Raw genomic sequence first — 24,355 nt, forward strand, 5'->3', positions numbered from 1 at the left:
GCGCTGCTACCAAAGAAGGCCTTCCTTAAGGCCTGCGATTGTGTCGAATTTAGCATCCTGACGCGAGGCAATGCGGTCTCTCCAGTGCCCGCTGCTCCCCTAGGAATCAGTGCGGTGTATCAGTATGGTGCGCGCGGCTTGAAGGGGCTCACAAAGGCCTTGCGCTGTTACAACTGGACCAGAAGTTTGGGGTTTTGACGATGGCCGAACATGTCGTTCCGCATTTCCAGAATGATGCGGGGGTTTCCGTGATCGAAATCGGAGCGACGGAGTTCATGTGCGTCGGCGCGCGTCCGCCGTTCGATCACCCGCACGTGTTTCTCGACATGGGCGACGACCGCGAGATCATCTGTCCCTATTGCTCGACGCTCTATCGGCACGCGCCTGATCTCGCTGCCGGCGACTCCCGGCCTCCCGAGTGCGCCCTGAAGGACAAGGCAGCCTGACAGCCGCGCCCGCATCGCGGACCGTCGTCGTCGCCGGTGCAGGCATTGGAGGTCTGACGGCGGCGATCGCACTGGCCGAGCAACGCTTTCACGTCATCGTTCTCGAAAAGGCTCCACAGCTCGACCAGGCGGGTGCCGGCATCCAGCTGTCGCCCAACGCCAGCAGCGTGTTGCTCCGGCTCGGCCTCGAGAAACATCTCGCCGACCATGTCGTCACGCCGGACGACATCTCCATCATCGCCGCACGAAGCGGCAGACCGATCGTGCGCATCCCTCTCGGCGCCTCGGCACAAACCCGGTATGGGGCGCCGTACTGGATCATTCATCGTGCGGATCTGCAGGCCGCACTGCTCAGGCGCGCGCGAGAAAATCCCGACATCGACCTACAGCTGGACGCCCCCTTCGAGGATGTCTCGCTTCATGCGAGCGGCGTGACCGTGATCAACCGCGAGGCGCAGCAGCAGACGAGCCGACGGGCGGTGGCACTGGTCGGTGCCGACGGCGTCTGGTCCAATGTCCGCCATCAGCATTTCGGCGGCGTGCCTGCATCCCTTTCCGGCCACGTTGCCTGGCGCGGCACTGTCGATGCCTTCAAGCTGCCGCGCGACGTCAGCCAGAACCGGATCACACTCTGGCTCGGCGCCGGCGCACACCTCGTCGCGTATCCGGTGCGCGGCGGCGCGCTGATCAATATCGTCGCCATCGTCGCCGGACACTGGGACCGGCCGGGCTGGAACGAGGCCGGCGACGCCAGCGAGATCGCCGCCGAATTCGCCTCGCGCGGCTGGTCTGCCGGCGCGCGCAAGATCGTCGAGGCTGCCGACAACTGGCGGAAGTGGGCCCTGTTCACGGTCGAGGGCGCCGGGCTTGCAAAGGGTCCGGTCGCGCTCCTGGGCGACGCCGGCCATGCGATGCTGCCGTTCGCGGCCCAGGGCGCAGCGATGGCGATCGAGGATGCTGCCGTATTGGCCGATTGCCTCGTGCGCCAACCCGACGCGGCCACCGAGGCGTTCCGCCGTTACGCCGCCCAGCGGCAGACGCGCGTCGCACAGGTGCGGCGCACCACGTGGCAGGCGGGGGCAATCTATCACCTGCCGGCGCCGGTCGCGCTCGCGCGCAATCTGTCGATGAAGCTTCTCGGCGGCCGACGGCTGCTGTCGCAGCGCGACTGGATCTACGACTGGCGGCTCGCGTGACTGTGCATCAATAGGCGCGACTGCGGCCCGCGGCAGGCGCTGCCGGCGATCGAGATGCCGATCCCGGATTGGCGGGCTGGCTTTCGGTGCAGCGGTTTCGCTCCCACGCGGCATTGGCCGCCTTGAGCGTGCCTTGTGCGGACAGGTAGTCCGGCCGGTACGCAACTTCGGAGACGATCGATCCCGCAGGCCCGCCTTCGGCTTTCCGCATGAGGCCCCGCAGCTCCTCCACCCGCTGGGCCGCACTGGTGCGCACTGGGGCGAGTTGCTGGCAGTCGTACATCGCATAGCGCGCCGGGTCGACGAAGAACGTCGACTCGTCCACCGTCGTGGTGGCGCAGCCACCGAGCATCGCTCCTGACGCCATCAGCACAAGAACGCGCGCTATTCTCTTTGTCGTGAGGGACATGTTTCAACTGTTACAGGAGCATCGTTGACGGGCTGTAAAGCAACGACGGGTGTCGACAATGTGGCTGCTCTGCGCCGCCCCGCCCCCGCATTACCTGCCGAGCAGCACCCGCGGTAGCCACAATGTCAGTTCGGGAAGATAGGTGACCAGCCCGAGTACGATCAGCATCGGCACGTAGAACAGCATGATGCTCCGCGAGACGGCCTCCATCGAAACCTTGCCGATGGCGCAGCCGACGGCGAGCGTCGGGCCGACCGGCGGCGTCAGCAGGCCGATGCCGAGGTTGAAGATCATGATGATGCCGAAATGCACCGGATCGATGCCGAATTTAGCGATCACCGGCAGGAACACCGGCGTGCAAATCAGTAGCATCGGCGCGAGGTCCATGAACGTGCCGAGAAACAACAGCAGGAGGTTGATGTAGAGCAGAAAGGTGTACTTGTCGCTCGCCACTGTGGAGAAGAACTCCGAGGCCAGCGCCGGAATGCGCATCAACGCCATCATGTAGCCGAACGCGACCGAGAAGCCGATCATGATCATCACCATGCCGACCGTGCGGACGACACGGCCGATCATGTGCGGCAGCTCGCTCCATTTGTAGCTGCGATAAATGAACATCGTGACGAAGAACGCCCAGACGCAGGCGACCGCGGCGCTTTCGGTCGGCGTGAAGATGCCGGACAGGATGCCGCCCATGATGATCACCACGGTGACGAGACCCCAAACAGAATCCACCGCAATCCAGAGCGCCTTCCGCAATGGGACGCGCTCGCCCTTCGGCAGGTCGTTGCGGTAGGCATAGATCAGCACCAGCCCCATCAGCGACAGGCCAAGCAGCAGGCCCGGGATCACGCCACCCATGAACAGGTGCGCCACCGAAACGCTGCCGCCGGCGGCCAGCGAATAGATCACCATGTTGTGCGACGGCGGAATCAGCAGCGGCTGTAGTGCGCCGGAGATCGTCACATTGACCGCGAACAGCCGCGGATAACCGGCCTTGACCATCTGCGGGATCATCACCGAGCCGATCGAGGCAGTATCGGCGACCGAGGAGCCTGAGATGCAGCCGAACATGGTGGAGGCGACGATGTTGACGAGCGCCAGTCCGCCGCGAATGAAGCCGACAAAGACCTTCGCTAGATCGATGATGCGGCTAGCCATGCCTCCCTCGCCCATGATGGCGCCCGCAAGGATGAAGAACGGGATCGCCAACAGCGGGAAGTCATCCATGCCGTCGGAGGTCTTGAGCGCGATCGCCTCCAGCGGAATGCCCATCCAGAGCGCTGCCGCAATCGCCGCCAGGCCCAGCGCATAAGCAACCGGCATGCCCAGCAGACAGAGCGCCGTGAACGATCCGATCAGTACCAGCGCATCCATCGCTTCAGCTCACTCCGTGGAGATGATGTTTGGATCGTCGGGATCCGGCGGCGGCGGAAACCAGTCACCCTTCATGAAGCGCTCGATGATGAAGAGGATAGTGATGAAGCCGACGATGGGCACCGGCAGGTAGGACACGCCGACCGAGACGACCGGAAACTCGGCGATGCTCTGGTGCCAGGTCCGCTGCACCAGACGGATGCCGTACCAGAGCAGGAACAGGTTGGTTGCGAGCATCGCAAGCTCAATGAAGATGCCGAGCAGCGTGCGCGGCAGGCCGCGCAGTGCGCTCGGCAGCAGGCCGACGCCGATATGCATGTGCTCGCGATAGCAGACGACCGCGGAGAGGAACGACAGCACGATCATCAGCAGGATCGCCATCGGCTCCGGCCACGACGATGCGCTGTTCAGCACGTACCGGGTGAAGACACCGTAAGGAATGATGATGACGATGACGACCAGAGCGACGCCGGCGATGAACACGCAGGCGCGGTGCAGGACATCCATTGCGTTGAAGTAAGCTTGCATACGTCTGCCCGCACTCGAAGCCATCCAAGATAGCTTCGGCCGGCCCCGCGATGCGAAGCCGGCCGAAGCCCGCCCATGGCGCCCCTGCTATTTCACCGCCTGGATGCGCTCGATCAGCGTCTTGTGCGCTCCGCCGTACTTGTCCCACACCGGCTTCACCGCATCCTGGAATGGCTTGCGGTCGGCCACCTCGTTGATCTCGACGCCGGCGTCCTTCATGCGCTTGATCGATTCATTCTCGCGCTCGTACCAGAGCTTGCGCTGCTCCTGCTGCGCTTCCTTGGCGAGCTTGCCGATCAGCGCCTGATCGTCCTTCGACAGCTTCTCCCAGCTGACCTTGGAAAACACCAGAAGCTCAGGGATCATCAGGTGTCCGGTCTTGGAAAAATACTTCGCGTACCGGTAGTGCTGGCCTGAGTCGTAGCTCGGCTCGTTGTTTTCCGCGCCGTCGACCACGCCGGTCTGCATCGCGTTGATCAGCTGGTCGAAGCCCATCGCCACCCCGTTGCCGCCGAGCGAGTTCATCGTCTCGACGAACAGCGGATTTCCCATCATGCGGATCTTGAGACCCTTGAGGTCCTCGAGCTTGGCGATCGGCTTCTTGGAATTGTAGACGTGGCGGCTCCCGGCGTTCATGTAACAGAGCCCGATCAGGCCTGCGGTCGGATGATCGGAAAGCTTCTTCAGCAGTTCGTCGCCGATCGGCCCGTCGATGACCTTCTCCATATGCGCGGCGTCGCGGAAGACAAACGGCAGATTGAAGACATTGAACTCGCCCACAAGCGGTCCCATCGGCCCGACGGAGATGCGCGCAAGCTGCAGCGCGCCGACCTGGGCCTGCTCGATCATCTCCTTTTCGCCGCCGAGTTGCATCGCCGGGAACATCTGGATCGAGATGCGTCCGTTGGTGGCCGCATCGAGCTTCTTGCCCATCCGCTCGACCGCCTCGACGGTCGGGTAGCCGAGCGGGTGAACGTCGGTCGCCTTGAGCACGAGCTTTGCTTGCGCGAAAGCAGGTGCGCCGATCGCGCCGGCTGCGGTCGCCGCCGCGCCGAGCATGAGAAAATCGCGTCGTTTCACGTTTGCTCTCCCTTGATCTGCACCGTTTCTGTCCAGAGTTTCTGTCCGGACCATCCGGCGGCTTCACGACGCTTCGTCGTCGCGGCCGCTTCTATTTGCAGTCTCTGCCAATTCGTGCTGTCGATACCTTGCTCCGAAAATATCGTAATGCTAGAAATTTGTACGATGACCGTACATCCTGAAAAGCTACCAGCAAGCAGTAAACCTGACAAGGTCGCGCTGCTGACCCCGCTGCGTCCGGTTCGCAACCGGACGTCTGAAGTGATCGACCGCATTTCCAACGAGATCGCCAGCGGCCGGCTGAAGCCCGGGGCGCGTTTGCCGACCGAGCAGGAAATGATGAGCGCGATGGGCGTCAGCCGCACCGTGGTGCGCGAGGCCGTCTCCGCGCTGAAGGCGGACGGACTCGTGATCACGCGTCAGGGCGCCGGCGCGTTCGTCGCACCAGATCGGGCGCGCGTGCCGTTCCGTATTGATCCCGACGGGCTTTCGTCGATCGCCGATGTCATCAGCGTCATGGAGCTTCGTCTTGCGGTGGAGATCGAGGCTGCGGCGCTTGCGGCCGAACGGGCGACCGCGCAGCACTTGCGCGCAATCGACCGGTCGCTGGGCGACATCGATCGCGCGATCCGCCGCGGTGATGCGGCGGTCTCGGAGGATTTCGCGTTTCATCGCGCGATCGCCGAGGCCACTGCCAATCCGCACTATGCCGAGTTTCTGCGCTTTCTCGGCCGGCACGTGATCCCGCGGCAGAGCGTACGCGCGACCGTAACCACCGGCGCCGAGCAGACGACATATCTGAAAAAGATCCAAGGCGAGCACCGGCAAATCGGGTCGGCGATCCGCGCGCGCGATCCGGCCGCCGCGCGCCGTACGATGCGGATGCATCTCGGCAACAGCCTGGTGCGTTATCGGCGGCTCGCCAAGCTGGCCGGCATGTAGCCGCACACCGTTCGAACTTGAGGAGACCGACGATGAAGCGCGTTCTGATGACCGGAGCAGCGGGCGGCATCGGCACGATGCTCACGCCGATGTTGCGCAGCATCTATCCCGAACTGCTCTTGTCCGACATCAGAAGGCCGCAAGGCGCCTCCGACAGCAGCTTCGTCACCGCCGATCTGACGAAATTCGACGAGGTCGCGAAGGCCTGTGACGGCATCGACGGTATTCTGCACTTCGGTGGCCACTCGATCGAGGGTACGTGGGACCAGATCCGCACCGCCAATATCGAGGGCTGCTACAATCTGTTCGAAGCCGCACGTACCAAAGGCGTCAAGCGCATCCTCTTCGCCTCCTCCAATCATGCCATCGGCTTTTATCCGCGGACCACGCACATCGGCACCAATGTCACGCCTCGCCCCGACAGCCGCTACGGCGTCTCGAAAGTGTTCGGCGAAGCGCTTGGCGCGCTCTATGCCGAGAAGCATGGCATCGGTGTCACCTCGCTGCGCATCGGCAATGTGGGTCTCAAGCCGCTCGACCACCGCCGCCTCTCGATCTGGCTGCATCCGGATGACCTGCTGCAGCTTTGCCGCATCGCCCTGGAGCATCCGGACATTCGCAATGAAGTGTTCTATGGCGCCTCGCTGAACGAACGCACATGGTGGGACAACTCCGCCGCTTACCGTTTCGGCTACAGGCCCAAACATCGTGCCGAGGATCATCGCGATTATGCGCTCGCCGAACAGGCGAAATTGCCCGCAGATCCGGTCGGAGATTTCTATCAAGGCGGAACGTTCTGCTCGGCGGAGTACTCGGCATCGGCCGAGGATGTCTGGTGATAGCGAAGCTACCGGCCGATACCGAAGCGTACGCCGGCCTTCGCTAGTCCGCCGGCAAGTCCGATCGGCGTGCCATCGGCGCGCCAGCAGGCGGCGCCTGACATTGTGCCATCGTCGTGGAATTCGATGCCGTTCATCCCGCCAGCCACCGTCGCTGCCGGCAGCACATCATGGCCGCGTTCCTTGAGCTGCGCCCGCACGCTGTCCGGCACGGCCAGCTCGACCTCAAGCGCGTTGCCTTCGGTCCAGACCCGTGGCGCTTCGACTGCCTCCTGCAGGCTCATGCCGTGATCGATCAGGTTGACCAGCGCCTGGAACGCGCTCGGAAAGATACGCTTTCCGCCAGGCAGGCCGAAGGCGTAGACGATCCGTCCCTCACGCAGCGCCATCATCGGTGACATCGAGGTGGTGACGCGTTTGCCGGGCTGGACCGACAGCGCGCGCCCCGGTCGCGGATCGAACAAGTTCATGTAGTTGTTCGGCACCACCCCGAGGCCCGGGATCATGATCTTTGCGCCGAACAGGTTGTTGATCGTCTGCGTGGTCGCGACCACGTTGCCGAAGGCGTCAGCCGCGGTCATATGCGTGGTGTAGGCACTTTCGAACTGCTTGACGCCTGCGCCCCAGCGTTGCGCCCGCTTCGGATCGATAGCTCCGCGACGCTCGTCCGCATAATCCTTCGACGTCAGACGGGCGACCGGCACGTCGATGAAGTCGGGATCCCCACTCGCGGCCGCGCGATCCGCGAACGCGATTTTCAACACCTCGGCAAGCAGATGGATCGTCTCGGCCGTGCCGAACCCCATGCTGCGGACATCGTAACCTTCGAGGATATTGAGCATCTGCGCGATGTGAACGCCAGAGGCTGCAGGCGGTGGCGGACCGAGAATGTCCCAGCCGCGATAGCTCGCTTTGATCGGCTGCCGCTCGACGGTCTTGTACCACCGGAGATCATCGTGAGTGATGAAGCCGCCATGCTGCTTCATGTAATCGACGAGAATGTCGCCGAGCGGTCCGGAATAGAGCGCCGCCTCACCTTCGCGCGCGATCGTCCTCAGCGTTTCAGCATACTCGGCCTGGACGACCCGCTCGCCGGGCTTCAGTGGCACGCCTTCCGGCAGATAAATCTTCGCGATCGGCTTGTCCTTCGCCAGATCGGTTGCAGCGTCGGTGATGCATTCATGCAGGTAGGGCGTCGCCGGATATCCACGCGCGGCGTGCTTGATTGCCGGCTGCATCACGTCGGCAAGACTCATGGTCCCAAACCGACGCAACGTCTCGCACCAGGCCTTCAAGGAGCCCGGCGCGCCGACCGACTTCGGGCCGACCAGGTTTTCATCGCCGACGGTGTCGAACACGTCATGCGCTGATCCCGGCTTTGAGCGATAGGCGTCCGGCTTTACCGCCAGCGGCACCGTGCTCTGCCCGTCGATGAACCGGTGGCTGCCGTCGGCGAGGCGGACATGCGCCATGCCGCCGCCGATGATGCCGACCATCATCGGCTCGACCACGGTCAGCGTGAACAGCGTCGCGATCGCGGCATCGACTGCGTTGCCGCCGGCGGCGAGCATCTCGGCACCCGCAGCCGAAGCGAGCGGGTGGTTGCTCACCACCATGCCGCGGCTGCCCGAGGCGGTCTTCTTCTGGCAGGTGAAGATGGTACCTGCCCGGCTCCGCCAGTCTTTCGTCATGTCTCCTGCCCCCGGCTCAGTGCTTAAAGTTCGCCGTAAGGGGCCGGCGCCTACTTGCCGTGGACGCGCGCCAGCTCCTCGGCGAGGCTCACAAACGCGTTCTGGAGCCGCTTGTCGCCCAGGGCTTGATAAGCCTCGAGCAGGCGGATCTCATTGCGTACCGTGAGCTGGTCGATCGTCTGGGACGGCGCCTCGTCTTTTACCGCTGGCGCGGTCTCGCTGAAGAACGCCCCGACCGGCACCTCAAAAAGCTTTGCCAGTTCGGAAAGGCGCCCGGCGCCGACTCGGTTGGTACCCTTCTCGTACTTCTGGACTTGCTGAAAACTGACATTGAGCCGTCGCCCGACCTCCTCCTGCGACAGCTTATTCCTCAATCGCAAATTTCTGATGCGCGCGCCGACCGCGACGTCGACCTCATTGGCTGCCTTACCTGCCACCTGAATCTCCCTGCCGAAAGGAACTCGCTTACCACAACTTTCGTGGATTTCCAGCCGATCCAGTGCCTGTCAATGCGGCATTTCAGTGCCGCACCACCGGCTCGGACACCATATCCTTCCGCAGCATGAGGTCCTCGCCGTCGCTGCCGGCCCGCACCTCCTGCTGGGCATGCCGGGCGCTGTCGAAAAAGGTGGCAAGCGCCTCGCGCGTTTCGGCCGGGGCGCCGGCCAGGGCACGAATGATCTTGAGCAGGTCCGGCTCCTGGACCCAGTAATACATCTCGATCAGCGCCGACCGCGGCACGTTCGACACAATGAATTCGACCGCCGAGTCCCAGTCCGGGGTGGAGATTTTTGTACCATTTCTCATTTGCGAGATTCCCCTGTTTTTTCTGCGCGCTCGTCGGGCCTCAGCAGCCCGGAAGTCTGTATGGTCGAACTGAAGTTGCTCAAAACCGTCACCAACGTGTCGCGGGACGACGGTGGCTGCCGGGTTGTGTCGACGGCGTCGGCCACGACCTGATGGCGGTAGCCGCGGTGAAATCCATCGATGGCACTGGACAGGATGGTCTGGTCAAGTGACAGACCAACCATAATGCTGGTCTCCGGCCGCACGTTTCGCATGTAGTCGACGAAACGGGAGGAGGAGTAGGCGGACGGTAGCGCGTGCTCGAATGTGAGCTCGCCGGGCCGCGGCCTGAAATCCTTCATCCAGTCCGACCCCGCATGCGAGATGTCGAACCATGAGGCGCGTGCGATGCGCTTCAGATGCAAGACCGGCCAATGTCTTGACCGCCAATGCGCCATCAGCCGCCGACATTTGTCGAGGGTCTCATCACAGCGCCCCCGCATGTCGGGGCCAAGTTCGTCTCCCTGCAGATCCGCGCAAACGAGAAGCGGCGGCAGAGGTTGGAAATCCTGCAAGCTGAGAGGCATGGCCGAAACCCGGGTATCAGGGTTGACGCAATGGGCTCGTTGCGGCCCGGTTCCTGGAGCGATCGAGAACGCCGGGCGTGTCCCATTCCCCTTCAGGGCGAATGATTACGTAAGGATCGCTTTCCAGCGTGATGGCATCCGGACCGGGTTCGATCTCCAGCACCATCTCCGTGTAGGAGAAGTCGGAGAAGATGATCGGCCGTGAATTCGGGACGGGCTTTGCGCCGAAATGCGCCCAGAAGTCGACCAGACGATCCTGAGCCTGGCCATAGATTTTGCGGAAACCTTTCCGCTTCAAATATTCGACGCTGGCCTTGACCAGCTTGAACGCCACCGTTGAGCGGCGATACTGGTGCCGAACGGCCAGCCGCTCAACTTTCGCAAAATCGCCGAAGAAGCGCACCCTGAGGCAAGCGACCGGCTCGTCACCAACATAGCCGATGAAGTGTGCAGCGACCAGATCGTTGCCGTCAAACTCCTCCTCAATCGGACAATCCTGCTCGGCAAGATAGACCGCCGAGCGGATAGCCGTCACAGTCATGAGATCGTTGAGCGTGCGGGCAATACGCACCGACGTTTGCTTGCCGACGGTCTTCTGGGAATGAGAACGTGAGATGCTGTCGAGCATTATCGTTTCCTCAAGCGGCCTGACGGAATTCGGTCTCGGGACGGCGGCCGCCGCGATTCGCTGCACGGCGATAGGTCCACAAATCGGCTTGCCAGCTCGGCACGCGCTCGAAACCCAATGTGATCGCGGTTCGCTCGCCGTCGCGGCTGCTCGGTTGCGTGTAAAAATCGGCATACCTGTACTGCGGGCTCGCGAAGACGTGAGCAAGTTCGCCAAGCGCGGCCACACCGCGTCCCTTCGCTGCCAGCGCCCACCAGTAGATCGCGGCGGGCACCTCCTCCGTGGCGGCCAGGAAGCGCGGTTGCGGCCGCCGCAGGTCGATATCATCAAGGATCAGGGCGTCGAGCCCGAGCTCGTTCAGGAAAAGAAACGCAATGCCACCAAGCAGATGGCCGTTTCTCGCGAAAGCAAACGCGGTACGGCGGTTAAGCTGGCAATAACCATCAAGTTCGGCAGCGCTCAGCCGTACTCCGGGCACCATTTCACGCGCCAATGCCGCCAGTACGGGTATTTCCGTCTGCGTCGCCGGATGAACGTCGATGCCTTTGACCGGCAGCAGGCCATCGAAGTCATGACGGACCGCATGAGACGACAATTTGTTTGATTGACTAAGCATTTTGTCTCCCACTAGCTTGGGTTCGGCACGGAATTTTTAGCAACTGGCCAGGGTGGGCGATGCAGCAAGTTGTGCAGCGGGGCGCTGCGTCAGCGCAGCAGGCAGAAGCGGCGGACGTGCCGGACGCCCTATGGGACGACCTGCACGTGTTTCTCGTCTGCGCCGAGCATCGTAGCTTTCGGCGTGCGGCGGACGTGCTGGGCCTCACCAACACGACGCTGATGCGACGGATGGATCGCCTCGAGCACCAACTCGGCACCAAGCTGTTTGTTCGCCATCAATCCGGATTGCTGCTGAGCGACGCGGGCAAGAGCATCCTTGACGACGTCAAGGAAATGGAGCGGCTCAGTTTCAATGTTCGCCGTGCCGCGGCACAAGCGGCCGCAGTGCCGACCGGCCTCGTACGCGTCGCGGTAACCGAGGGTCCGGGGACTTATTGGGTGCTGCCCCGTCTGATTGACTTCCAGAACACCTATCAGACGCTAACGGTCGACTTGCGGTGCGCGATGGAGCAGGCCGACGTCACCCGTCTGGAGGCGGACATCGCGATCCAGCTCGAAAAGCCGCGCAATCCGGAGCTGATCTGCACCCGGCTCGGCCGCCTGCACATCTATCCGTTTGCGTCAGAAGTCTATGTCCGCAACTACGGGCTGCCCGCCTCGCCCACCGAGTGGCAATTCCATCGTATCGTGGTGCAGGTGGCGCCGCAACTGGACGAGAGCGCCTACGCCAGGGTTCTGGGGCTTGAGACGCTCGAGGGCGTCACCGGCATTCGAACGAACTCCTCCACAGCGACGCTCTATGCGGTCGAGCGCGGCGCAGGCATCGGCTTTCTTCCAAGCTGCGCCAAGGCGCTCGGCGCGCCGCTAGTTCCGGTGACGTTCCCGTTCAATCACAACATGGACCTGTGGCTCACCTATCATCGCGACCTGAAGAACTCGCAGCCTCACATGATCGTGGTCGACTGGCTGCGGCGCATCTTCGACTCGAAGACCTACCCTTGTTTCCGCGACGAATTCATTCATCCGAATGACCTCGTGCCGATGATGGAGGGGGCGCGCGAAGCGGTCGGCATCGAGGGTTACACCGCCCCAAGGCCGCTTTGAGCGGCTCGCGGGCGATGCGGCGGCGCCTCCTGGCCGGGCTGTTGGCCAGCGGTTTGACGCTGTTTCTTGTCGTTTGCGCGCAAGCGGGCGCGACTGAGGCCTGCAAGCCGGCTGGTTTCAAGATCCTGCTGGACGTCGGCCACACGCCGGAAGAGACCGGCGCAACCAGCGCCCACGGAAACACCGAATATGAGTTCAACCTGAGCCTCGCGAACGTCGCGATGGCACAGCTCGTCGATGCCGGCTTTAGCCAGACGACACTGCTGCTCGCCCGGGGCAAGGGCTACGCGCAGCTCGCGCAACGGGCCGCCATCGTCAACCGCACCTCGCCGAACAGCACCCGTGAGCGCTATCTGAGCAAATGGGAGTTCGCCGGCGTAGAACGGCCCTACAGCGACAAGTTCTCGGGCCACTCGCTATTCGTCTCTTTCAAGAACTTATTTCGCAGACAAAGCACGGAGTTTGCTGCGCTCCTCGGCCGCGAACTCGCGTCCGCGAACCTGAGATACACACCGCAGCACGCCGAAGACATCCCCGGCGCCCGCCTGCCGCTGATCGACGCAGAGCTCGGCATCTATCGCTACGACAACCTGGTCCTGCTGCGGGACAGCCAAGTGCCAGCCGTCCTGCTCGAGGCCGGCCTGATCATCAACAGGAAGGACGAAATCGTGCTGCGGACCGCGGAACGCCAATCGCTGCTGGCACGCGCGATCACGAACGCCGCGCTGGAATTCTGCAAGCACCGGAAAATCGGACCGCCCCCGCATGATGCTGGCAAGCCGATCGCCCGCGCCGGCGCCCGGAGCGGATGAAGGACGAAATGGCGCCACCGTAACGGCACTCGCGCCGGCATGCGTCAAGCTTCAGCTTGAACGCATGCCATGCGGATCCGCGATCGTGCCCCGGCGCTTCAGCCCAGTTGCTTGAGGACCTCGTCGGTGTGTTCCCCCAGTCGCGGCGGACGGCCGATGGAGAAAGCGACCTCGCCCGTCCAACGGAATCCCTCGTTGAGGATGCGTGCCGGCGCATCACCGCCCAGCGGGTGCGCCGGCAGCTCGCAATCCGCCCTGCCCGTCTGCATGTAATGGCCATCAAGATATGACGGCACCGTATGCACCTTGGACGCGGGAACACCTGCGGCGGTCAATTTCTCCTCCCAGGCCGCCGACGTGTCGCCGGCGAAGGCCTTCACCAGCTGGTCGCGCACGGCCTTGTTGCCGAGATCAGACAGAAATCCATCGGGCGTATCCGGCAGCCTGGGCAGCAGCGTCTTGTCGGTAACGATTTCTGGACGGCCGAGCACGCGGCACATCGCCTGAAACTGGCGCAGCGTATTCGCCGCAGTCGAGATCCAGCCATCAGCGGTCGGGAACGTGTCGGCACCGGGACTACCGACGAAGCCGCGATTGCCGACCCGGCGCGGCGCAGCGCCCGAGAGCCAATAGTTCGCCACCATGCCTCCCATCAGCAACGCCGAGGCGTCCACCATTGACACATCAAGGACGATCGGCGCCGTGTCACCGCGGGCGCGCCGCAACAGCCCGGCGAGAATGGCCTCTGCGGCCAGCATGCCGGTGCCGATGTCAATCACCGGGAAACCAACCTTCATCGGCGGCGCGTCCGGATCGTCTCCCTGCAGCGACATCATTCCAGTCGCCGCCTGAATAACATGATCGTAAGCCGGGCGGGCTGCGTTCGGGCCGATCTGGCCCCAGCCCGATATGGAGCAGTAGATCAATCTTGGATTGAGCGACTGCAGGCGCTGCGGCGAAAGGCCGAGCTTTGCGGCCTTGCCGGGACGAAAGTTCTCCACGAAAACATCGGCGGTTGCCACCAGCTTCTCGATCGCGGCGCGACCTTCTTCGGTCTTCAGATCGAGCACAACGGAGCGTTTGCCGGAATTGATTGCGACGAAGCCCGGCGCGAGCCCCTTCAATTCGGGCCGCAAGGCAAGCCCCCGGGTTTGATCGCCATCTCCCGGCCTTTCGATTTTGATGACGTCAGCGCCCATCATGCAGAGCTGGTGGGTCGCGAACGGACCGGCCAGCACATGTGTAAGATCGATGACGCGAATTCCTTCCAACGGTCGCATGATGTTCCCCGATGCAGTCGAATGATTCAGTTGAGAAGCGGACGATGCCCTCCCTCAACTACTGAGGCGCAATGCCGATCTTTCTTGCTTCGTCCTTGAACTCGGCGAGTTCTTGCTGAAGCTTGGCCGGAACATCTTCCAACGTCCCGTCATAGGGCGAAACACGCAGGCTCTTAAGCTGCTCCTGCATCAAAGTCGACTTCATGACCTCGGCCATCGCCGATCGCAGTTTGTCGATCACCGGTTTCGGTACTTCGGACCTGACGAACAGGCCGAACCACGTTTCGCTGACGATCGTGGGATAGCCGAGTTCCTTGAATGTCGGAAGATCGGGCAGAAAGTCGAGCCGTTTCTCACTGCTCACCGCCAGCAACCGCAGCTTGTCCGGATTGCTGTGAATGAGCGGCGCTGCCTGCGTCAGAAATGAAAAGTGAGCGTCGCCGCTCATGACAGCCTGAGTCGCATCCGCTCCGCCCTTGTAGTTGACCTCGGTCCATTCGACGCCGGCTGCCTCTTTCATCCTGGCGCTGATGATCGTCGCGGTGCCGCCAAATCCGGTCGTTGAGAAATTCAACTCACCGGGATGCGCCTTGCCGTAGGCCAGCAGGTCTTGCAGGGAGTGAAACGGGTATTTCGACGACACGAACAGTACATACGCGCTCTTGCCGAGCATGCTGATGGGCGTGAAATCCGACAGCGTGTAACCAGGCTGTTTCAGTGAGTATAAATTGGTCGCCAACGCGCTCAACTGAAGCAGCACGGTGTAACCGTCAGCTGCGGAATTCTTCACGGCTTGCGTCCCGACGACCGTCCCGCCACCGGGCCTGTTCTCGACGACGACGCTCTGGCCAACGACCTTGCGCAGCTCCGTTGCAATAATTCGGGACATCGCGTCGGTGATGGCGCCGGGAGGATACGGCACGACGAGCCGAATGGGCCTGACGGGATAAGCATCATCGGCGAGCGCCGCATTTGCAAGCGCAACGAACAGACCGAGCACAAGGCCAAGCACAGTGAACCGCAACCATCCCGCAACGCTCAGCATGCGGCTGGCGATCGCGCGAATGTCCGGCTGTTCAACGTCCAGGAGCAGTTTCATCGTCGGTCTGGTGTCCGTTTCGTTCCAAGGCCTTGTCGGCCTCCATTGATCGTCGGCGAAACTAGTCAATCTCCATTTTCAAGTTAATCTGTGATCTTGTGATTTCTTCATCAGGAAAACTCATGAATCTTTCGATCCGACAGCTCCAGATATTCGTGCATGTCTATCGCGCCGGGAATCTGACCCGCGCCGCAACTCAACTTGGGCTGACGCAGTCTGCGGTGAGCCTGCAGCTTCGACAGCTGGAGGACGTCTTCGGCTTGCGCCTGTTCGACCGGACGACCAGAGCCGTCCACCCCACCGGCGCCGCGACGGAAGCCGTCGCGGCCGCAGAGCAGATCCTCACGGCCGCCTCCGGCCTCACGAACCACATGCGCAACCTCAACGACGGGAGTACCGGCAAGGTGACCTTCGCCGCCTCCGCAGGTTTTGCTTCGACCTTCATGCCGCCAATTCTCGCGACGTTTCACAAATTCAATCCGGGAATCGACGTCGTCTTCTACGATGTTCCCGCGCATCATCTCGTCGACCGGCTGCTCACGACCGAAGCAGAATTCGCGCTTGGCAGCGTTGAAGGCGAGGTTCCGGACGTCTCGATTGAACCGATCCTGAAAGGGCGACTGAGCGCGGTGGGTATCGACCGAGGCGCCTTCGCAGCGAAGAAGCAGATCGCATGGGATGATCTTGCCGCATTCCCGACCATCGCCATGCGGCGGGAGACGATGATCAGGATCAATATCGACGCAGCGCTCGCCAGGTTCGGAAAAAGCTTCGTTCCGACGTATGAGGTGTCGCTCTTCAATACCGCACTGTCGATGACCGCAGCGGGCCTCGGCGTCTCAATTCTGCCGGACTACATTGTCCTCCCGCGGCAGTTTCCCACTTTGGTCGCAAAGCCATTGGTACGCCCCGCGCTCGATCGCCAGGTCTCGCTCATTCGCGTGGCGGGTCGCAGCCTTTCGCCGGCCGCGACGCGGTTCGTCGCCCAGGTTCGTACCGAATTCAGCAAGCTGTCCAAGTCCAAAAACAAGTAGCGCTCTGTCCTGCAAGAACTGCGTCATACCTTCCGAAATTGGGGAGACCACGTCGCGCTACTCTGGTTCGATGCCAAACTTCTTGAGGCTGGCGGCAAACTTTTCGTGCGTCTTGCTTGCGTCCCGCTCAAATTCCTGGAGCGTACCCTCGTAGGGCTCGATGGAGTTTTTCTTGAGCTGAACGGTCAGTTCAGGAGATTTCGCAACGATTGCGAGTTCCGCCCTGAGCCGATCCACAATGGACTGCGGCGTCTTCGACGAAACGAACAATGCGTACCAGGTCTCATCCACGATGTTAGGATAACCTGCTTCAGCGAAAGTTGGAACGGCAGGGAGATACGCCGATCTCTTGCGAGCGGCGATCGCCACCAGATTGAGCTTGGGCTGATCGACGTGCTGCGCTGCGAGGCTTACAGTTGCGAAGTAGCCATGTATGTCGCCGGCCATGGCGGCCGCGACCCCCTCGGTGCCTCCCTTGTAGGGAATTTCCTGCCAATCCATTCCCGTGGCTTCCTTGACGTCTTCCGCCAGAATTTTCTGAGATGTTCCACGCCCCAACGAGCCGTAGTTGATTCGACCTGGATTCGCCTTGGCATATCCAACAAGCTCCTTGAGCGACTTGGATGGCACGCTTGCTGGCGCGATCAACACATACGGCGCTACTCCTAGCGCAACGAGCGGCACAAAATCGTTGACCGGATCGTATCCTGGATTCTTGAGTGTCAGCGCAGAAGCGTAGAAGCTGTTGGTCGCCATGAACAGCGTGTAACCATCGGGCTTTGCATTCTTTGCAGCCACGGCCCCCAACACCGTACCGGCGCCGGGCTTGTTCTCGACAACCACGGTCTGCCCGATCTTGGCGCTCAACTCCTGCGCGGCAACGCGTGCGATTGCGTCGGTCGACGCGCCTGGCGTGAACGGCACGATGATGGTGATGGGTCGATTGGGATAGTCTTGCGCGGTCGCGGGATAAGAAAGACACAGCGCCGAAGCAAACAGGGCTGCAATGGAGGTTTGGGCCCGTTTCATGATCACCCTCCTGCTGTTTCGCGTCGCCAGCTCACGCGGAGCCGGCCACAACTTCGCTTTTTGAAGCAAAGCCGAGTTCAATCCATTCGGCCTCAGACAAACCTGCCAACCTGCGCAATATTTCTTTCGAATGCTCACCCAGCGCCGGCGGCGGCAGTTCCGCCGTCAGCAAACTGCCATCGACGCGCATCGCTGTTCCAACGCCGCGGCACTCACCTGCGATCGCGTGCTTGTAGGACAGGATCATCCCGCGAGCGCGTGCCTGCTCGGAATCAACCCCTTCTCCCAACGACCGAATTGGCGCACACGCTATGCCGTTGGCCGAGAGTACGTCGACCCAATGGGTCACTGTCTGCCGCCGGACCGCATCCTGGACCTCTCGATCAGCCGCTTCTCTGTTGCCGAGGCGATCTGTGTTTGTCCTATAGCGCGGATCGTCGGCGATTGCGGGCCGGCCGAGAATGGCAGCCAATGTTCTCCATTCCGCGTCGCTTGAGGCGGTGAGCGCAAGCCAGCCATCGGCCGCCTCGAAAGCACGCGAGGGCACGATACGACGATCCGACGACCCCATCGTGCCCGGCGAAACGCCCGTAGACAGCTGCATCTGCGCGAGCGGACCGAGCAAGGTCATCATCAGATCATGGAGGCTCAGATCCATTGCGGAGCCAAGCCCGGTCACACGTCGCGCACGCAACGCCGCCAGCACGGCATAAGCGCCGAGTATCCCGCCGGCGAGATCGCCGACCGGAACCCCTATACGGACGGGCGGACGATTTTCTTCACCGGTGACCGACATCACCCCGGCCATTGCCTGGTTGACGATATCGAACGAGATACTGTCCCGCATCGGACCGGTCTGGCCAAAACCCGATAGCGACAGAAGGATGATGTCGGACTTACGCTTGCGCAGCTCGTCGTAGGAAAGCCCGAGCCGCTCCATAACGCCGGGCCGATAATTCTCGACCACAACGTCCGACTTTTCGACAAGTCGAAGTAGCGCGTCGCGTGCCGCCGGTTGCTTCAGGTCCAGCGTCACACTCTTCTTGCCGCGGTTTACAGCCATGAAGTATGTGCTTTCGCCGTTCACCATCGGAATGTTGCGACGGGTCGGATCGCCGATGCGCGGCTCCTCAATCTTGATGACTTCGGCACCGAGATCGGCGAGGAACAGGCAGCAATAGGGGCCGGCGAACATGCGCGTGAGATCCAGCACACGCAGCCCGGCAAGAGGGAGCTTCGAGCTTTCGCCTTTGAGGCCTCGCACCGGAACCTCGCGGGGCGCCCAGTACCGCGCCGGATCGTCTACATGCTTCGGTCTGGCGTAGGACGGCTTGAAGGATGCCCGTCCCTCAAAATCAAAACGAAAGGGCGTTCCGAGGGCCCCCACCGGTTGGCCGTCGGAGGTCGCAATCTGTGAAACCATTCCACGAAAGCGCGTTTGCTCCATGGCGAGTGCGTCGCCTACCGAATTGACCGGGCCATTGGGAACGTCGCCCCGATCCAGACGCTCGCGCCACTCCGCCGTCGTACTTTCAAGAAACGCAGTATCGATGATTGCCGCAAGCTCGTTTCGATTTTTCAAGCGTTCGGCAAAGCTCTTGTATGCCGGATTGAGCGGGAGATCGCTTCGGCCGAGGACATCGCAAAGCTTCTTCCAGAAGATCTGCGTAAATGGCGCAGCAACGATGTAAGAATCTTTTGTTTTGAAAGCGTTGTAGGGAAAGATAGTGGGGTGAGATGATCCGAGCTTCTTTGGACTTTTGCCCGTCGCGAAGTAGATGTTTGCCATGTAGCTCATCATGGCGACGTTCGCGTCAAACGCCGCCGCATCAATGAGACAGCCGCGTCCCGACATCTCGCGCTGCTCAGCTTTTGCAAGGATGACGATAGCCGCTATAAGCCCCGAAATTTCCTCTCCAAGCGGAATTCCCATCTTCACGGGCGGACGATCCGGCTCTCCGGTGATATCCATGGCGCCCGTCAGCGCCTGCACAACCAGATCATTGGCCTTCCTGTTCATGGATGGACCGGAGAGGCCGAAGGATGTCAGACTGCAGCGGATCAGCGCGGGGTTAGCGGCCGTCGTTGCCGCGAGATCGAGCCCGGACGTTCGCATGCTGTCTTCGGCAACACTCTCAACCAGAACATCCGCTTCGGCGATCAATGCGCCCAGCGCTCGCCTGTCCGACGGATTCGCTGGATCGATCCCGGCGACGGACTTGTTGCGCTGAAGCGCGATGGTGTCGATCTCGTCCCGATGACGATGATCCCCGGGTAATTCTATTCTGACAACGTCCGCGCCGAGATCGGCGAGAAGCAACGTGCAGAACGAACCTGCAAGTCCGGCCGACAGATCGACCACTCTCAAGCCTCGCAGGGGAAACGCGCCGGTCGACGTGCTTTCACCGGGGCGTTTGCCGGCGGATGGTTGAATCATCTTCTTGATCTCCGGCTGAGAACGCGTCTCTCGTTGCTATCGGCGGGGCAGCACGACCTCACAAATGGCCGTCGCCGTCGTTCGGCCGCGCTGGTCGACTGCCTCCATGTCAACGACAACACTGGAGTCCGCTTCGCTCAGGGCGCTCACCCGGCCCTTTAACCACGTCACATCGCCGATGAAGTTCGGCGCGCTGATCCGCACTTTCAGACGACGCAGCCAGCCGTCGTCTCCCATCCAATCGTGAATGCCATGGTCGAACCAGGCGACACGCTGATTGCCGTAATCATAGGGACCCGGCATGCCGATCTTGGTCGGCATTTCCTCTTCCCAATGCACACGCTCGGGGATGTCCCAAATGCCGTGGCTGTTCTTGATGCCCGCCTTGGGATACAGCTTGCGGAATTCGTGCCACTGGCGGTGTGCGCGAACAAAAATGTAGCCGAAGCCCATAAGAAAACAGATGCAGTCCGTGACGGTGAGCGGCCCTTTCACGATTGGGCCAACGGTGTCGCCGACCGACACATCGTCCCAGAATCGAGGAGTCCCCCCGGCGCGCAGATCGCGCTCGCGCTCGATGTCTTCCTCGACCTTCGCAAGCTCATCATCCGTCCAGGCTTGCCGCTCGATCCTGGTGTACTTCCCCTTCGAGGATGCCGTCTGGCGCTCGGTCCTGAAACTGTAGGAGTGCAACGTCGCAAGCAGCGTGTCGGACTCGTCGCGGTATTTCGTTTCGTAGATCTGCTGAAATTGGCGGCCCGCATACTGCCCCTGCTTCTCGACAAGGTCGTGCAGGGATGCGGTTGCGCTGATCCGCGTTCCCGCGCGAATGGGTGCATGGCACTGAAGATCGATGCCCGAAAACAATGCATGGACGCCCGGCAGGCCGTGCGACCGGGCAAAACCGCATGTCATCACGAAGGTCGGATGAGCTGTAATGCCCTTCCATCGCGTGGTCTTCGCATATGACGGGTCGAGCCATCTCGGGTTATCGTCACCGATGCCGAGCGCGTAGTGACGAATGGCGTCTTCAGTCGCGACGGTGTTGTACTGATCGTCGAGCGGATACTCGCGTCCGATCATCTTGCGCAGCTTGTCGAGAGCTTCCTCGGTAATCTTCGATCCGGTCGCTTGAGCTGTTTCCACCATCTCTCTTCTTCTTGATTTCTTGATGAGCTTCGAGCCGCGCAAATCCTGTCGGGCAATCCAGAAGCTGTCAAGCTTTTAGAACGACGTTCTATTCAACAGAACATCGCTATCCAATCTTGAGGGATGATGGCGCTAACGCGCCTGCAGCGTTCTGACGAAGGCCACGTGCCACGCGCGACAGAAGCCGCGACGAACTCAGCGGATTCGTCTGCGTGACAACCGTGTCAAAGCGGCTTGCGGTACACGATGAAGCCGGACAGCTCCGCGACGCTGTCGTAGAGCAGTCTCGCCGTCCGGTTCGTTTCCTGCGTCTGCCAATAGACGCGCGGTGAGCCCGCGAGCCGCGCCTTGTCGTAGACCGACTCGATCAATGCACGGCCCACACCTTTGCCGCGCGCTTCTTCGCTGGTGAAGAGATCATTCAGATAGCAGAGCGGATGCAGCGCCGTCGTGGTGCGATGAAAGAGATAATGTACAAGGCCAACGAGCCGCCCCTCACTCTCGGCGACCAGCGCATGCACGGGCTCATATGCATCGAAGAAGCGCGACCAGGTCATGTGGGTGATCTCGGGAGCGAGCGCCGTCGCCCCGGCGCGCCCATAGAATGCGTTGTAGCCGGTCCAGAGCGGAAGCCACTGGTCGTAGTCCTGGTCGACGACCGACCGCACAAGCACCTTCGCATCCATCGATGCACCCCTCCCCCTCTATCGCAAGCAAGCAATAAATTCTGACGGCGATGTCTCAACTCAATTTTGATGGCGGTTTGTGTCAGCAGCGCCTCAGCGTGGGCGCGCATTACGCAACTGTAATGCCGTCGCTCGCATCACGCCCGATTGAAACGCCAGTGATATTGACGACATAATCACCGACGACATAACCACCTCGACTCAGAAATGGATGGACATCGGAGCCGGCATCCCTTCCGAATTGAAAGCGAGAGATTGTTCAAAATGATCAGGAATGTCATTTTCGACGTTGGCAACGTCTTCGTGCGGTGGTCTCCGTCGGAAGTCGTCATGCGATGCTTCGATCTCGAGGCGGGCACGGACGCCAATCGCAAGCGCGCGGAAGCGCTGTTTCGCTGCCCGATCTGGATCCGACTGAACCTCGGCGAACTGACACAGGCCGAAGCCGAACTGGCCTACCAGACGGAGCTCGGCCTCACACCGGAAGACACCAGAAAGCTCTTCTTCCACGTGATGGATCACCAGGAGATGATCGACGGCACATTGGCGATCGCGCATCGCCTCAAAGACGCCGGCTATCGCGTGTTTGCACTGACCGACAACGTGCACGAGATCGTCGCCCACCTGAAATCGCGGCACAAATTCTGGCCCCTGTTCGAAGGTGCCATCGTCTCGGCCGAGATCGGTCTGATGAAGCCCAGCCCGGAGATCTTTCGCCACCTGCTGGAGACCTTCGAGATCGGCGCATCGGAGACGGTCTTCCTCGACGACCACCCGCCGAATATCGAGGGCGCGAGGTCCGCCGGACTTGAAGCGAGACTTTTCACGACGGCGGATCAATGCGAAGCGGATCTGCGCGCGCTCGGATTGAAATTCTGAGGAGAGGACGGCCATGTCATTCAGGATTGATGGGCTTGATCATCTGGTCATCAACGTATCCGACGTAGAAGTCTCCGCGGCCTGGTATCAACGTGTGCTCGGCGTGACGCGGCAGGATACGCCCGGGACACCGGTGCGGACCTCAGTTCATTTTGGACGACAGAAGATCAACTTGCGTCCAGTTGCCGCAAGCAAGCGCGATTGGTTCACGGCGGCCAATGCCACGGTCGGCAGCGACGACCTGTGCTTTGTGACATCGTCCGATCCCGACCTCGTCGTCAGCCATCTCCGCGAATGCGGGGTCCCCGTCGAACTAGGACCGGGAACGCGCCTCGGCGCTCGCGGCCCAATGACGTCGGTGTATTGCCGAGATCCCGACGGCAACCTCATCGAAATCGCGACCTACGGCAAATCTGAAGCCTGAACATGCAGCCAAAATGAAGCGAGAAGCAATGTGCTGGTGCGGGCAGCCGGAGTCGAACCGGCACGGCTCTTTCGAGCCGAGGGATTTTAAGTCCCTTGCGTCTACCAATTCCGCCATGCCCGCGCGAGGCGCCTTGTAGCACCGTCACCCGCCGCACTCAAAGGCCGCCCCTGGATAACGCATGACGCAGGCGGCCCCCCGGCGTCTGCAGATTGACCTCGCGCCACACCGCATGCAGCAATGTCCGCCTGAAGGGATGGCAACCGTCATCCGCCCCTGCATAAGAAACGAAGGAAGAAGCGCCGATGGCCTACGAAACCATTCTCTATGACGTCGCGGACAAGGTGCTGACCCTCACGCTGAACCGCCCCGACAAGCTGAACGCCTTCACGGCGACGATGCAGGCGGAACTGATCGACGCGTTCGACCGCGCCGATAAGGACGACAACGTCCGCGCCATCATCGTCACGGGCGCCGGCCGCGGCTTCTGCGCCGGCGCCGATCTTTCCTCTGGCGGCAACACGTTCGACCGGGCCGCGCGCGGTCGGGCTGCGCCAACAAAAGCTGACGGCTCGGTGGATTACAGCAGCGATGTGGTGCGCGACGGCGGCGGCCGCGTCACCTTGCGCATCTTCGAATGTCTCAAGCCGGTGATTGCTGCGGTAAACGGCCCCGCCGTCGGCATCGGCGTGACGATGCAATTGCCCATGGACATCCGCATTGCCTCGACAGATGCCCGCTTCGGCTTCGTGTTCTCTCGCCGCGGCATCGTGCCGGAGGCTGCCTCGAGCTGGTTCCTTCCGCGTCTGGTCGGCATCTCGAAGGCGCTGGAATGGACCTATTCGGGCCGTGTGTTCCCTGCGCAGGAAGCGCTGGAAGGCGGTCTGGTCAGCAAAGTGGTGCCGCCGGATCAACTCCTGCCGACCGCGCGCGCGATCGCCAAGGAGATCGTCGACCATACCGCGCCGGTGTCGGTGGCGCTGATTCGCCAGATGATGTGGAAGATGCTGACCGCCGACCATCCGATGGAGGCGCACAAGGTCGACTCACGCGGCATCTATTCGCGCGGCGCGTCGGCGGACGTGAAGGAAGGCGTCGTGTCGTTCCTGGAGAAGCGGCCCGCGAAGTTCACCGACACGGTGTCCAAGGATCTGCCGCCGTACTTCCCCTGGTGGCAGGAGCGGAAGTACGAGTAATTTCCGCGCGGACGTGTAGCCGGTAGCCCGGATGAGCGCAGCGACATCAGGGTGAGCCTTGGTAGAGAGCGGCCCCGGGTATCGCTTCGCTCACCCGGG

At 61.8% G+C, this 24,355-nt stretch carries 26 protein-coding genes and 1 tRNA gene; 11 read left to right on the plus strand and 16 right to left on the minus strand.

The window, feature by feature from the left end:
* Positions 1-200: 200 nt before the first annotated feature.
* Both RCO31_RS02535 and RCO31_RS02540 read left to right on the plus strand, forming a co-directional pair.
* Positions 201-446, plus strand: a complete 246-nt coding sequence (locus tag RCO31_RS02535; RefSeq protein WP_308966620.1) for a zinc-finger domain-containing protein — start codon at positions 201-203, stop codon at positions 444-446.
* Complete coding sequence (locus RCO31_RS02540) at positions 419-1,642, plus strand: FAD-dependent monooxygenase (RefSeq protein WP_308966621.1); 1,224 nt, start codon at positions 419-421, stop codon at positions 1,640-1,642. The genes RCO31_RS02535 and RCO31_RS02540 overlap by 28 nt, the downstream gene beginning before the upstream one ends.
* A 7-nt stretch (positions 1,643-1,649) precedes the next feature.
* Here the strand turns inward: RCO31_RS02540 and RCO31_RS02545 are convergent, their stop codons facing one another.
* The 4 genes from RCO31_RS02545 to RCO31_RS02560 all read right to left on the minus strand — a co-directional run bounded on the left by RCO31_RS02545 (position 1,650) and on the right by RCO31_RS02560 (position 5,036).
* Complete coding sequence (locus RCO31_RS02545; protein WP_308966622.1) at positions 1,650-2,051, minus strand: twin-arginine translocation pathway signal; 402 nt, start codon at positions 2,049-2,051, stop codon at positions 1,650-1,652.
* Between the two features lie 90 nt (positions 2,052-2,141).
* On the minus strand, positions 2,142-3,428 hold the full coding sequence (locus RCO31_RS02550) for a TRAP transporter large permease (RefSeq protein WP_308966624.1): 1,287 nt from the start codon (positions 3,426-3,428) through the stop codon (positions 2,142-2,144).
* Between the two features lie 9 nt (positions 3,429-3,437).
* Complete coding sequence (locus RCO31_RS02555) at positions 3,438-3,956, minus strand: TRAP transporter small permease (RefSeq protein ID WP_308966625.1); 519 nt, start codon at positions 3,954-3,956, stop codon at positions 3,438-3,440.
* Between the two features lie 87 nt (positions 3,957-4,043).
* The gene (locus RCO31_RS02560; RefSeq protein ID WP_308966626.1) at positions 4,044-5,036 is read right to left on the minus strand and encodes a TRAP transporter substrate-binding protein; all 993 of its coding nucleotides are present in this window, start codon (positions 5,034-5,036) and stop codon (positions 4,044-4,046) included.
* A gap of 165 nt (positions 5,037-5,201) precedes the next feature.
* On the opposite strand from RCO31_RS02560, the gene RCO31_RS02565 reads away from it, so the two are divergent.
* Positions 5,202-5,978: an FCD domain-containing protein gene (locus tag RCO31_RS02565; RefSeq protein ID WP_308966627.1), complete on the plus strand. Its 777-nt coding sequence runs from the start codon at positions 5,202-5,204 to the stop codon at positions 5,976-5,978.
* 32 nt (positions 5,979-6,010) lie between these two features.
* Entirely contained in the window at positions 6,011-6,817 is an 807-nt protein-coding gene (locus RCO31_RS02570) for an NAD(P)-dependent oxidoreductase (protein WP_308966628.1), read from the plus strand.
* 8 nt (positions 6,818-6,825) lie between these two features.
* On the opposite strand, the gene ggt is transcribed toward RCO31_RS02570, so the two are convergent.
* From ggt to RCO31_RS02595, 5 genes are all read right to left on the minus strand, one after another.
* Positions 6,826-8,508, minus strand: coding sequence for a gamma-glutamyltransferase (gene ggt, locus RCO31_RS02575; RefSeq protein ID WP_308966629.1), 1,683 nt, complete (start codon positions 8,506-8,508; stop codon positions 6,826-6,828).
* 50 nt (positions 8,509-8,558) lie between these two features.
* The gene (locus RCO31_RS02580) at positions 8,559-8,945 is read right to left on the minus strand and encodes a helix-turn-helix transcriptional regulator (protein WP_308966630.1); all 387 of its coding nucleotides are present in this window, start codon (positions 8,943-8,945) and stop codon (positions 8,559-8,561) included.
* Between the two features lie 82 nt (positions 8,946-9,027).
* Entirely contained in the window at positions 9,028-9,315 is a 288-nt protein-coding gene (locus RCO31_RS02585; RefSeq protein WP_308966632.1) for a hypothetical protein, read from the minus strand.
* Complete coding sequence (locus tag RCO31_RS02590; RefSeq protein WP_308966633.1) at positions 9,312-9,881, minus strand: isochorismatase family protein; 570 nt, start codon at positions 9,879-9,881, stop codon at positions 9,312-9,314. The genes RCO31_RS02585 and RCO31_RS02590 overlap by 4 nt, the downstream gene beginning before the upstream one ends.
* A 16-nt stretch (positions 9,882-9,897) precedes the next feature.
* A complete protein-coding gene (locus RCO31_RS02595) occupies positions 9,898-10,509 on the minus strand; it encodes a GNAT family N-acetyltransferase (RefSeq protein WP_308966635.1) in 612 nt (203 codons plus the stop codon).
* On the opposite strand from RCO31_RS02595, the gene RCO31_RS02600 reads away from it, so the two are divergent.
* The 3 genes from RCO31_RS02600 (at position 10,496) to RCO31_RS02610 (ending at position 13,043) form a co-directional block, all read left to right on the plus strand.
* Positions 10,496-11,113: a hypothetical protein gene (locus tag RCO31_RS02600; protein WP_308966636.1), complete on the plus strand. Its 618-nt coding sequence runs from the start codon at positions 10,496-10,498 to the stop codon at positions 11,111-11,113. The two genes, RCO31_RS02595 and RCO31_RS02600, sit on opposite strands and share 14 nt — an antisense overlap.
* 71 nt (positions 11,114-11,184) lie before the next feature.
* A complete protein-coding gene (locus RCO31_RS02605; protein ID WP_308966637.1) occupies positions 11,185-12,231 on the plus strand; it encodes a LysR family transcriptional regulator in 1,047 nt (348 codons plus the stop codon).
* A 14-nt stretch (positions 12,232-12,245) separates the two neighbouring features.
* Positions 12,246-13,043 carry an N-acetylmuramoyl-L-alanine amidase gene (locus RCO31_RS02610; protein ID WP_308966639.1) on the plus strand — a complete coding sequence of 266 codons (798 nt, stop codon included), beginning with the start codon at positions 12,246-12,248 and terminating at the stop codon, positions 13,041-13,043.
* Positions 13,044-13,141: 98 nt separating this feature from the next.
* On the opposite strand, the gene RCO31_RS02615 is transcribed toward RCO31_RS02610, so the two are convergent.
* Together RCO31_RS02615 and RCO31_RS02620 are read right to left on the minus strand one after the other, a co-directional pair.
* Positions 13,142-14,323 carry a CoA transferase gene (locus RCO31_RS02615; protein WP_308966640.1) on the minus strand — a complete coding sequence of 394 codons (1,182 nt, stop codon included), beginning with the start codon at positions 14,321-14,323 and terminating at the stop codon, positions 13,142-13,144.
* A 58-nt stretch (positions 14,324-14,381) separates the two neighbouring features.
* The gene (locus RCO31_RS02620) at positions 14,382-15,422 is read right to left on the minus strand and encodes a tripartite tricarboxylate transporter substrate binding protein (protein WP_308966641.1); all 1,041 of its coding nucleotides are present in this window, start codon (positions 15,420-15,422) and stop codon (positions 14,382-14,384) included.
* 122 nt (positions 15,423-15,544) lie between these two features.
* On the opposite strand from RCO31_RS02620, the gene RCO31_RS02625 reads away from it, so the two are divergent.
* Positions 15,545-16,456, plus strand: a complete 912-nt coding sequence (locus RCO31_RS02625) for a LysR family transcriptional regulator (RefSeq protein ID WP_308966642.1) — start codon at positions 15,545-15,547, stop codon at positions 16,454-16,456.
* A gap of 57 nt (positions 16,457-16,513) precedes the next feature.
* Here the strand turns inward: RCO31_RS02625 and RCO31_RS02630 are convergent, their stop codons facing one another.
* The 4 genes from RCO31_RS02630 to RCO31_RS02645 all read right to left on the minus strand — a co-directional run bounded on the left by RCO31_RS02630 (position 16,514) and on the right by RCO31_RS02645 (position 21,757).
* Entirely contained in the window at positions 16,514-17,623 is a 1,110-nt protein-coding gene (locus RCO31_RS02630) for a tripartite tricarboxylate transporter substrate binding protein (protein ID WP_308966643.1), read from the minus strand.
* Complete coding sequence (locus tag RCO31_RS02635) at positions 17,517-19,922, minus strand: CoA transferase (protein WP_308966644.1); 2,406 nt, start codon at positions 19,920-19,922, stop codon at positions 17,517-17,519. Before RCO31_RS02635 ends, RCO31_RS02630 begins: the two co-directional genes overlap by 107 nt.
* Before the next feature lie 36 nt (positions 19,923-19,958).
* The gene (locus RCO31_RS02640; protein WP_308966647.1) at positions 19,959-21,071 is read right to left on the minus strand and encodes a MaoC family dehydratase N-terminal domain-containing protein; all 1,113 of its coding nucleotides are present in this window, start codon (positions 21,069-21,071) and stop codon (positions 19,959-19,961) included.
* 224 nt (positions 21,072-21,295) lie between these two features.
* The gene (locus tag RCO31_RS02645; protein ID WP_308966649.1) at positions 21,296-21,757 is read right to left on the minus strand and encodes a GNAT family N-acetyltransferase; all 462 of its coding nucleotides are present in this window, start codon (positions 21,755-21,757) and stop codon (positions 21,296-21,298) included.
* 264 nt (positions 21,758-22,021) lie between these two features.
* Here RCO31_RS02645 and RCO31_RS02650 point away from each other — a divergent pair, with 264 nt between their 5' ends.
* On the plus strand, positions 22,022-22,636 hold the full coding sequence (locus RCO31_RS02650; protein ID WP_374991410.1) for an HAD family hydrolase: 615 nt from the start codon (positions 22,022-22,024) through the stop codon (positions 22,634-22,636).
* 13 nt (positions 22,637-22,649) lie between these two features.
* A complete protein-coding gene (locus tag RCO31_RS02655) occupies positions 22,650-23,060 on the plus strand; it encodes a VOC family protein (RefSeq protein ID WP_308966651.1) in 411 nt (136 codons plus the stop codon).
* A 34-nt stretch (positions 23,061-23,094) separates the two neighbouring features.
* On the opposite strand, the gene RCO31_RS02660 is transcribed toward RCO31_RS02655, so the two are convergent.
* Positions 23,095-23,183: transfer RNA gene (locus tag RCO31_RS02660), tRNA-Leu, on the minus strand.
* A gap of 182 nt (positions 23,184-23,365) precedes the next feature.
* Here RCO31_RS02660 and RCO31_RS02665 point away from each other — a divergent pair.
* Positions 23,366-24,256: a crotonase/enoyl-CoA hydratase family protein gene (locus RCO31_RS02665; RefSeq protein ID WP_308966652.1), complete on the plus strand. Its 891-nt coding sequence runs from the start codon at positions 23,366-23,368 to the stop codon at positions 24,254-24,256.
* The last annotated feature ends 99 nt before the right edge of the window (positions 24,257-24,355 follow it).

Source organism: Bradyrhizobium sp. LHD-71 (assembly GCF_031157255.1).
Classification (GTDB): Bacteria; Pseudomonadota; Alphaproteobacteria; order Rhizobiales; family Xanthobacteraceae; genus P52-10.

Bases quoted from the DNA above. Each gene is read 5' to 3' on its own strand.
- RCO31_RS02645 (WP_308966649.1), bottom strand. From the start codon at position 21,757: ATGGATGCGAAGGTGCTTGTGCGGTCGGTCGTCGACCAGGACTACGAC.
- RCO31_RS02550 (WP_308966624.1), bottom strand. From the start codon at position 3,428: ATGGATGCGCTGGTACTGATCGGATCGTTCACGGCGCTCTGTCTGCTG.
- RCO31_RS02590 (WP_308966633.1), bottom strand. From the start codon at position 9,881: ATGCCTCTCAGCTTGCAGGATTTCCAACCTCTGCCGCCGCTTCTCGTT.
- RCO31_RS02595 (WP_308966635.1), bottom strand. From the start codon at position 10,509: ATGCTCGACAGCATCTCACGTTCTCATTCCCAGAAGACCGTCGGCAAG.
- RCO31_RS02625 (WP_308966642.1), top strand. From the start codon at position 15,545: ATGAATCTTTCGATCCGACAGCTCCAGATATTCGTGCATGTCTATCGC.
- RCO31_RS02600 (WP_308966636.1), top strand. From the start codon at position 10,496: ATGCTGTCGAGCATTATCGTTTCCTCAAGCGGCCTGACGGAATTCGGT.
- RCO31_RS02650 (WP_374991410.1), top strand. From the start codon at position 22,022: ATGATCAGGAATGTCATTTTCGACGTTGGCAACGTCTTCGTGCGGTGG.
- RCO31_RS02585 (WP_308966632.1), bottom strand. From the start codon at position 9,315: ATGAGAAATGGTACAAAAATCTCCACCCCGGACTGGGACTCGGCGGTC.
- RCO31_RS02620 (WP_308966641.1), bottom strand. From the start codon at position 15,422: ATGAAACTGCTCCTGGACGTTGAACAGCCGGACATTCGCGCGATCGCC.
- RCO31_RS02555 (WP_308966625.1), bottom strand. From the start codon at position 3,956: ATGCAAGCTTACTTCAACGCAATGGATGTCCTGCACCGCGCCTGCGTG.
- ggt (WP_308966629.1), bottom strand. From the start codon at position 8,508: ATGACGAAAGACTGGCGGAGCCGGGCAGGTACCATCTTCACCTGCCAG.
- RCO31_RS02535 (WP_308966620.1), top strand. From the start codon at position 201: ATGGCCGAACATGTCGTTCCGCATTTCCAGAATGATGCGGGGGTTTCC.
- RCO31_RS02565 (WP_308966627.1), top strand. From the start codon at position 5,202: ATGACCGTACATCCTGAAAAGCTACCAGCAAGCAGTAAACCTGACAAG.
- RCO31_RS02570 (WP_308966628.1), top strand. From the start codon at position 6,011: ATGAAGCGCGTTCTGATGACCGGAGCAGCGGGCGGCATCGGCACGATG.
- RCO31_RS02665 (WP_308966652.1), top strand. From the start codon at position 23,366: ATGGCCTACGAAACCATTCTCTATGACGTCGCGGACAAGGTGCTGACC.
- RCO31_RS02605 (WP_308966637.1), top strand. From the start codon at position 11,185: ATGCAGCAAGTTGTGCAGCGGGGCGCTGCGTCAGCGCAGCAGGCAGAA.
- RCO31_RS02655 (WP_308966651.1), top strand. From the start codon at position 22,650: ATGTCATTCAGGATTGATGGGCTTGATCATCTGGTCATCAACGTATCC.
- RCO31_RS02610 (WP_308966639.1), top strand. From the start codon at position 12,246: ATGCGGCGGCGCCTCCTGGCCGGGCTGTTGGCCAGCGGTTTGACGCTG.
- RCO31_RS02640 (WP_308966647.1), bottom strand. From the start codon at position 21,071: ATGGTGGAAACAGCTCAAGCGACCGGATCGAAGATTACCGAGGAAGCT.
- RCO31_RS02615 (WP_308966640.1), bottom strand. From the start codon at position 14,323: ATGCGACCGTTGGAAGGAATTCGCGTCATCGATCTTACACATGTGCTG.
- RCO31_RS02635 (WP_308966644.1), bottom strand. From the start codon at position 19,922: ATGATTCAACCATCCGCCGGCAAACGCCCCGGTGAAAGCACGTCGACC.
- RCO31_RS02545 (WP_308966622.1), bottom strand. From the start codon at position 2,051: ATGTCCCTCACGACAAAGAGAATAGCGCGCGTTCTTGTGCTGATGGCG.